The organism is Photobacterium sanguinicancri (genome assembly GCF_002265265.1).
Lineage (GTDB): Bacteria > Pseudomonadota > Gammaproteobacteria > Enterobacterales > Vibrionaceae > Photobacterium > Photobacterium sanguinicancri.
Genome location: NZ_NOIF01000202.1, coordinates 1 through 8752 on the forward strand (window position 1 = coordinate 1; position 8752 = coordinate 8752).

Annotated in this window: 7 protein-coding genes; 3 read left to right on the forward strand and 4 right to left on the reverse strand. The window is 44.7% G+C overall.

Annotated elements, in window-relative coordinates; translation table 11 throughout:
• Positions 1 to 98: 98 nt before the first annotated feature.
• Genes ASV53_RS20875 through pepA form a run of 3 tightly spaced genes read right to left on the reverse strand, consistent with a single transcriptional unit; the run spans position 99 to position 5017 of the window.
• Entirely contained in the window at positions 99 to 2972 is a 2874-nt protein-coding gene (locus ASV53_RS20875; RefSeq protein ID WP_062691842.1) for a valine--tRNA ligase, read from the reverse strand.
• A gap of 28 nt (positions 2973 to 3000) precedes the next feature.
• The gene (locus ASV53_RS20880) at positions 3001 to 3453 is read right to left on the reverse strand and encodes a DNA polymerase III subunit chi (protein ID WP_094958521.1); all 453 of its coding nucleotides are present in this window, start codon (positions 3451 to 3453) and stop codon (positions 3001 to 3003) included.
• Between the two features lie 55 nt (positions 3454 to 3508).
• Positions 3509 to 5017: a leucyl aminopeptidase gene (gene pepA / locus ASV53_RS20885; RefSeq protein ID WP_062691845.1), complete on the reverse strand. Its 1509-nt coding sequence runs from the start codon at positions 5015 to 5017 to the stop codon at positions 3509 to 3511.
• Between the two features lie 196 nt (positions 5018 to 5213).
• Between pepA and lptF the strand changes: the two genes are divergently transcribed.
• Both lptF and lptG read left to right on the forward strand, forming a co-directional pair.
• Positions 5214 to 6320, forward strand: a complete 1107-nt coding sequence (lptF, locus tag ASV53_RS20890) for an LPS export ABC transporter permease LptF (protein WP_094958522.1) — start codon at positions 5214 to 5216, stop codon at positions 6318 to 6320.
• Positions 6313 to 7383: an LPS export ABC transporter permease LptG gene (lptG, locus tag ASV53_RS20895; RefSeq protein ID WP_094958523.1), complete on the forward strand. Its 1071-nt coding sequence runs from the start codon at positions 6313 to 6315 to the stop codon at positions 7381 to 7383. Before lptF ends, lptG begins: the two co-directional genes overlap by 8 nt.
• 80 nt (positions 7384 to 7463) lie before the next feature.
• Here lptG and ASV53_RS20900 read toward each other — a convergent pair whose 3' ends face one another.
• The gene (locus ASV53_RS20900) at positions 7464 to 7955 is read right to left on the reverse strand and encodes an RDD family protein (RefSeq protein ID WP_094958524.1); all 492 of its coding nucleotides are present in this window, start codon (positions 7953 to 7955) and stop codon (positions 7464 to 7466) included.
• 423 nt (positions 7956 to 8378) lie between these two features.
• Between ASV53_RS20900 and ASV53_RS20905 the strand changes: the two genes are divergently transcribed.
• Positions 8379 to 8693 carry a PTS sugar transporter subunit IIB gene (locus ASV53_RS20905; protein WP_094958525.1) on the forward strand — a complete coding sequence of 105 codons (315 nt, stop codon included), beginning with the start codon at positions 8379 to 8381 and terminating at the stop codon, positions 8691 to 8693.
• Positions 8694 to 8752 lie beyond the last annotated feature (59 nt).

Sequence of the window (8752 nt, forward strand, 5' to 3'; positions counted from 1 at the left end):
ATATTAATAGGTAAAAGCTATTGCTTTTCTTGGCGGTAAAAAAAAGCCCGACGATAATTCGTCGGGCTTTCCGTTCTTTATTGCAGTAACTGTAAGGCTTACAGTGCTGCGATTGTCACTTTTTGCGCTTCTAGCTTAGCTAATGTTTCTTTATAGCCATCTAACTTTTCACGCTCTTTCGCGATAACCACTTCCGGTGCTTTAGCAACGAACCCTTCGTTACCTAGCTTACCTTCGATGCGTTTAATTTCGCCTTGGATTTTAGCGACTTCTTTGTCTAAACGTGCAAGCTCGGCATCTTTGTCGATAAGACCTGCCATTGGGATCATTAGCTCAGATTTACCAACTAGTGATGTTGCACACGCTGGGGTTTCTTCGCCATCCGCCAATACTTTAATGCTGTCTAGTTTCGCTAGAGAAGTTAGAACAATCTCATTTGCTTTGATACGTGCAGCGTCTTTTTCGTCAGCTACTTTAATCATCACATCTAAGCCTTTGCTTGGTGCGATATCGTATTCAGCACGTAAGTTACGGATGCTAGTTATGAACGCTTTAACCCATTCAAGATCAGCGACTACGTCAGCGTTGAAGTTGTCTTCATTAAACTGAGGAAGTGCTTGAGTCATGATGGTCTCGCCTTCAACGCCGTCTACTAGCGGCTTAACGCTCTGCCAGATAGATTCAGTGATGTAAGGAAGAACAGGGTGAGCAAGACGCAGAGTCTTCTCTAGAACCGTGATCAGCGTATAACGAGTCGCTTGCTGTTGCGCTTCAGAACCTTTCCACAGAACTGGTTTAGTTAGTTCTAGGTACCAGTCACAGAATTGGTTCCAGATGAATTCATAAAGCGTGTTTGCCGCCATGTCTAGACGGTAGTTGTCTAGGTGAGCATTAAACTCTTTCGCAGCAACTTCAAACTGAGATTCAATCCACTTGTCAGCAAGAGAGAATTCCATGTTTGCACGGTCTTCAACAGATAAAGACATGCCACAATCGTGCTCTTCTGTGTTCATCAGCACGTAACGGCTTGCGTTCCATAGCTTGTTACAGAAGTTACGGTAACCTTCAAGACGCTTCATGTCCCAGTTGATGTCACGGCCAGTTGAAGCCATAGCAGCTAGAGTGAAACGTAGTGCATCGGTGCCGTATGGTTCGATACCATCTTCAAATGTCTTACGTGTCGCTTTTTCGATCTTCTTCGCTAGTTGAGGCTGCATCATGTTGCCACAACGCTTTTCTACTAGCTCTTCAAGACCAATACCGTCGATCATATCGATTGGGTCAAGTACGTTACCTTTCGATTTCGACATCTTGTCGCCGTTTTCATCACGGATAAGACCCGTCATGTAAACTGTTTTAAAAGGTACTTGTGGCTTGCCGTCTTCGTCTTTCACGAAGTGCATGGTCATCATGATCATACGAGCAACCCAGAAGAAGATAATATCAAAACCTGATACTAGTACTTCTGATGGGTGGAATGTTTTAAGTGCTTCTGTGTCTTCAGGCCAGCCTTGTGTGCCGAACGTCCAAAGTGCAGAAGAGAACCAGGTATCAAGCACGTCGTTGTCTTGGTTAAGCACAACAACAGGTGCTAGGTTATTTTTCTCACGTACTTCTTCTTCGCTGCGACCAACGTAGACTTTGCCTTCGTTATCGTACCAAGCTGGGATGCGGTGACCCCACCAAAGTTGACGAGAAATACACCAGTCTTGTACGTCGCGCATCCACGCGAAGTACATGTTTTCGTATTGCTTAGGTACGAACTGGATTTGACCATCTTCAACGGCTTTCACTGCTGGTTCAGCAAGAGGTGCTGTACGCACGTACCATTGGTCAGTCAGCATTGGTTCGATAACCACACCACCACGGTCGCCGTAAGGTACGGTTAGGTCGTGATCTTTGATTTCTTCAAGAAGACCAAGCTCTTCAAACTCAGCAACAATCGCTTTACGTGCAGCAAAGCGCTCCATACCTTGGTATTTAGCTGGCAGCTCTGTTGAGTAAACATCGCTTTCTTCGCCGTTAGTGGTGAATACTTCAGCAGCATCACGAATATCAGCGTTGAACGTTAGGATGTTGATCATTGGTAGGCTGTGACGCTTGCCTACTTCGTAATCGTTAAAGTCATGAGCTGGCGTGATTTTCACACAACCCGTGCCTTTTTCCATGTCTGCGTGCTCATCGCCAACAATAGCAATGCGACGACCAACGATAGGAAGTAGGATTTCTTTACCGATCAGATCTTGGTAACGAGGATCTTCTGGGTTTACCGCAACACCTGTATCGCCCAGCATGGTTTCTGGACGTGTTGTTGCAACAACGATGTAATCTTTGCCATCGGCTGTTTTAACACCATCCGCTAATGGGTAACGGAAGTGCCACATGAAGCCTTTTTTGTCTTTGTTTTCAACTTCAAGATCAGAAATTGCAGTGTGCAATTTAGGATCCCAGTTTACAAGGCGTTTACCACGGTAGATAAGATCTTCTTCGTATAGGCGAACGAAGACTTCTTGAGTGGCTGCAGATAGACCGTCATCCATCGTGAATCGCTCACGATCCCAATCGACAGATGCACCTAGGCGACGAAGTTGTTTCGTGATTGTGCCGCCTGATTCTGCTTTCCAATCCCAAATTTTGTCGATGAAAGCTTCACGGCCGTAGTCGTGTTTTGTTTTACCTTCTTCAGCTGCAATTTTGCGCTCGACAACCATTTGCGTTGCAATGCCAGCGTGGTCAGTACCCACTTGCCAAAGGGTGTTTTTGCCCTTCATACGCTGTGCACGGATAAGAGTATCCATGATGGTATCTTGGAAGGCGTGGCCCATGTGCAAGCTACCAGTGACGTTTGGCGGCGGGATCATGATGCTGTAAGCTTCTTTTGATGTATCACCGTGAGGCTTAAAGTAACCAGCCTCTTCCCAGCGCTGATATAGCGCCTGTTCAATTGATTGTGGGTTGTATGTCTTTTCCATAGCGCTCTTAGAAGGATCTATATGGGAATTAGGGCGTCTCAGGGGCAGCGGTTGTTTGCAATTGAATGCCATTTAGCCGATAAGCTTTATAACGTTCACGTGCTAGCTGCTTGAGCTTTTCGTCGCAAGGCACAAAGTCTATCACTTGTGCGAAGGTAACCGCAAAATTTGGTGCGTCTGGGCTTAAATTAATCAAGACACCTCGGCGGCCTGTATGACGAAGACCTTGCCAGCCAATCTCAACTGGAGCGCCACCACGGGTGCCTTCACCAATTAAGTTGTGGGGCACGAAATTATCGGGCTCCTGCTGCCAAAGGTATTCATCTATCTGTTCTGCTTGGTCTTTACTCTCGGCAAGAATATAGACTTTTTGACCTTGCTGATAACTCCATGCAGCTTGATGACAGGCAAAGTGCAACTGATAGTTGCTATCAGCAGCTACATGGGTGTCTTCAAGTATATAAAATGTTGCATGAGTCATCGTGTTTACTCGCTAAAAGAAAAGGGCCCTTAGGGCCCTTTTTCTATGATTCGTCTTATTCGACGTTTTCTAGGCCAGCTCGGTTGAGTAAGAATTGGACTAGTAATGGGACGGGACGACCCGTAGCGCCTTTGGCTTTACCGCCAACCCAAGCTGTACCTGCAATATCAAGGTGCGCCCAGTTGTACTTCTTAGTGAAGCGCGACAGGAAACAGCCTGCGGTGATAGTGCCAGCACCTGGTGAACCAAGGTTTGCCATATCAGCAAATGGGCTCGCTAGTTGCTCTTGGTACTCATCAGCCATAGGTAGACGCCAAGCGCGGTCACCTGCTTGCTCTGATGCATTGATCAGTTCGTGGGCTAATGGGTTGTGGTTAGCAACTAGGCCACTAATGTGGTGACCAAGGGCGACAACACATGCGCCAGTTAATGTTGCAACATCAACAACGCATTCAGGCTCAAAGCGCTCAACATAAGTGAGTGCATCACAAAGCACTAAACGGCCTTCAGCATCGGTGTTAAGTACTTCAACTGTTTGACCTGACATAGTCGTCAGAATGTCACCTGGGCGGTAAGCATTACCACCTGGCATGTTTTCACAGCCAGCAAGAATACCAACAACATTGATTGGAAGGTTTAGCTTCGCCAATGATTTCATTGCACCGAATACGGTCGCAGCACCACACATGTCGTACTTCATTTCATCCATCTGTGCGCCAGGCTTGATGGAGATACCGCCTGAATCGAATGTTAGACCTTTACCTACAAGTACAATCGGCTTCGCGGTTGAGTCTGGATTACCTTTGTATTCAATAACCGACATCATGGCTTCGTTCTTAGAGCCACGACCAACAGCTAGGTAAGATGTCATGCCTAACTCTTTCATTTCCTGCTCACCAATGATTTTGGTGTTCACGGTGTCGAAATCGTCAGCCAGACGGCGTGCTTGAGAAGCAAGGTAAGCTGGGTTTGCCACGTTTGGTGGCATGTTACCTAAATCTTTACCCGCTTTTACACCCGATGCAACAGCAAGGCCGTGTGAAATTGCACGCTCGCCAAGAGAGAGTTCACGGCGTGTTGGCACGTTGAAAACAAGTTTGCGTAGTGGACGACGCGTTTCAGGCTTATTGCTCTTGAATTGGTCGAAGGTGTATAGGCTGTCTTTGGTTGTTTCTACCGCTTGACGAACTTTCCAGTAAGTGTCGCGGCCTTTAACGTGAAGCTCTGTTAAGAAACATACAGCTTCCATTGAACCGGTTTCGTTCAATGTACTGATCGTTTTTTTGATGATTTGCTTGTATTGGCGCTCATCGAGTTCGCGCTCTTTACCACAGCCGACAAGTAGTACACGCTCAGACAGTACGTTCGGTACATGGTGAAGCAGTAGCATTTGGCCTGGCTTACCTTCTAGATCACCACGACGAAGTAGGGAACTAATATAGCCATCGCTAATCTTATCTAGTTGTTCAGCAATTGGAGAAAGTCGACGTGGTTCAAATACACCCACGACAATACAGGCACTGCGCTGTTTCTCGGGGCTGCCACTTTTAACACTGAACTCCATGCGTACTCCTACATCCTATATAAAGACAATTAGGGCTAAATGTTGGATAATGCCGTACTGACTTGCTGGATCGCTGTAACAGTATAGGATCTAAAGTGCAGGCTAACATTTAGCTGAAAGATAAAAAAATAACTGGTTTACCGAGAAACTATAGTTATTCCAGCAAAAAAACAAGTTTTCTATGGGTATATAAAGCGTGATTATTGTTCGGTATTTGACACGTGAGACATTAAAGAGCCAATTTGCGATTCTTTTTGTGCTTTTTTTAATATTTCTGAGTCAAAAGTTTATTCGTATTTTAGCCTCCGCATCGGAAGGCTCGCTGCCTGGTGATCTAATATTGACCATTATGGGGCTTTACTTCCCATACATGGCGCTAATGATGTTACCGCTGAGTTTATTTGTCGGGATCTTACTGACATTCGGCCGATTGTATGCCGAAAGTGAGATTACTGTGATGAATGCTACGGGGATTGGCAATAAATTTCTGATCCAAGCAGCTTTACTATTGGCGCTTATTTCTGGCTCATTTGCTGCTTTCAATTCCTTGTGGTTAACGCCATGGGCGGCAGAGCAAGAAACAAAAGTGATGGAGCAAGCGGAAGCTGATTCAGGGCTTAACCTGCTAGTAAAAGGCCAATTCCAAGGCTCGCCAGATGGTCGAGGCGTGGTTTTTGTTGATGACATAACAGAAAGTGGCAAGAAGCTGCACCGGGTGTTTGTGGCTCAGCCATTTTCAACCGATACACTACGCCCAAGTATTACGTTCTCAGATCGTGGTTATGTTAGTGAGTTGCCTGATGGGCGCCAAGTGCTCGATCTTAAAGACGGGACTCGCTACGAAGGTTTGCCGACCCGATTGGATTACACCATTACGGATTTTGAGGACTATCAAGCATTAATTGGTCAGCGGGCTGTGCGAGAAAAAAAACGAGATTGGGAAGCGGTACCAACAGTTGAGTTGCTTAGTCATAGCAATTTATCAGCTGTTGCTGAATTCCAATGGCGGGTGTCGATGTTCTTATGTATTCCACTATTGATTATGGTGGTAGTACCGCTGTCAGCCGTTAACCCTCGCCAAGGGCGCTTTGCTAAGTTATTCCCCGCTATCATGATTTATCTCGCGTACTTCCTTGCAATGAGTGCAGCAAAGTCTGCCTTAGAAGATGGTACTTTGCCGACGTATATTGGTTTATGGTCGGTAAATGTGGTGACCTTAGTGATCGCCGTGGTGCTCAACATGTGGGATACCATGCCTATTCGTGTATTAAAAGATAAGTTCCGGAGACGTGGTAATGTTTAAGATCCTTGACTGGTACATCGGCCGTACCATCATTGCGACGACTTCGTTGACGCTGGCAACTTTGGTGGGGCTATCGGCAATCATCAAGTACGTTGAGCAGTTAAGAAAAGTCGGCGAAGGAACTTATGATTTATGGAAAGCATTAGCATTTGTTGGCTTAAGTTTGCCACGTGATATTGAAATGTTTTTCCCTATGGCAGTGTTGCTGGGAGCATTGATTGGCTTGGGAATGCTGGCATCAAGCTCTGAGCTGGTGGTTATGCAAGCGGCTGGTTTTTCAAAATTAGATATTGGATTATCCGTTTTGAAAACCGCAGTGCCTTTGATGTTGATTATCATGGCGTTAGGGCAATGGGGGTCACCGCAAGCGCAGAAAATGGCGCGTGAACTCCGTACGATTTGGACGTCTGGCGGCAGCATGTTGTCGGTGCAAAGCGGAGTCTGGGCAAAAGATAACAATGATTTTATTTACATTGGTCGTGTCAAAGAGATGCAGGGCTTAGAAAGCGTTAACATTTGGGAATTTGACGATAGTGATAAACTTCAAAAATCTATTTATGCCAGCTCTGCGCAATACTTGACTGATGAAGGCTGGCAGTTACGCGATGTAACTGAGACAACCTTTAGCGAAGATCGTCAAATAAATACACATGCTGACACTCAGATTTGGGATACTGTCTTGTCACCCGATAAATTAGCCGTTGTGACAGTAAAACCGGAAGAGCTGGCTTTGTCTGGGGTATATGATTATGTCTCTTACTTGAGAGAGTCGAAGCAAGATGCCTCGCGGTATGAGTTGGCGTTTTGGCGTAAAGCCTTACAACCGGTAACTATCGCAGTAATGATGCTACTTGCGCTGTCATTTGTCTTTGGTCCATTACGTTCAGTGACGATGGGAGTAAGGGTCTTATCCGGCGTTATTTTTGGTTTTGCTTTCTATATTTCAAACGAAGTATTTGGGCCTATGAGCCTAGTGTATAGCTTACCGCCGATCATTGGTGCGATAGGGCCTAGTGTCGTGTTCTTACTGATCACTATCTACTTACTGCGGCGTAAATTGTAGTTAGTTAGCAGCGTAAAACTTGTAACGTGATGATTAAAAAAGGAGCCTAGCGCTCCTTTTTTGTATCAAATGAAACAGGATCAACGGACCTTGGGTGTGATGATCATTTCACACTCAGCCATAATATCTTGAAATGATTGCTTCTTTTTACTAAACAGAGCAATAAAATTACCCAAGCCAAAGGCAGACGTTGCCATCCGAATGACAGCTTGTGTTAGGCGAATATTAGATCCATCGCTATTTTGTAAGCGCAGTTTCCATGCACGCATTCCTAAGGTTTGTCCTGCTTTACACCAAAAGAATGCATAGAAAGCAATAACGACAGCCGCTAAGTAACCAGAATACAGCATGCCTGCGACTGGGTGCTTCCCAAGATAAGCACTCGCATCTTCATACCCACTAATATCTAATATGCCAAGTTGCAGTAAACCTGCAATGAGAGCCATCGCAATACCGCCAGCGAGCATCAGTACAGCGGCAACGATCAATACGTCATAAAACCACGCACCTAATCGTCGAAGTAGTGTGGCGTACTCTTTAGAAGGTTGTACATTTGGCTGCTTTTTTTTCATGATAACTCCGATAATTCCATCTACTAGTTCACCGCGTGATGCTTCAATTGTGGTGACGTCACACTCTTTGAGGGCAGTCTATCAACTATTTGTTTTTTCTGAAATAGATAAGGCTTGTTGCTTCCAGTTTAAGTTCATATGTAATTGACTGATATTATGCAGGTAAATATTAGTCACGTAGAGTTAAGCATCAAGGATATGTTTTACATCATTCAGTCTTATACTAATCGGCATTGCTACTTATTTATTTTATAAGGTTAGATGGTTGATAATATCTGAATGTAAAATTTTGCATTATTAAGTAATTGAAATTCGATCTCTCTCACCGTTAATGCAACCGGTTGCGCTTTTAACTTTGTTTTTATTTGTATACAATTTACACATCGTTGGAATAGTGTGAATAACATAAGCAAGGAGCATGAAATGAAAAAGATTTTATTATGTTGTAGTGCCGGGATGTCGACCAGTATGCTGGTAAAGAAAATGCAGCAGACAGCAGAGAGGCAAGGTATCACTTGCTTGATTGAAGCACATGCTGTGACTAACTTTAATGAATTAATACAAGAGTTTGACGTTTGCCTTCTTGGCCCGCAAGTTCGATTTCAACAAGAAGAACTTCAGAAGATAGCAGATAGCTACAATAAGACAGTCGCGCCAATTCCCCCTCAAATGTATGGAATGATGAAAGGTGATGAGACGTTAGCATTGGCGCTATCTTTGTTGCCTGCAACAGCTTAATTCAATTTATAGCCGCTAAATTAACTTAGCGGTTTATTTTAAATATATTTACTCTGCAT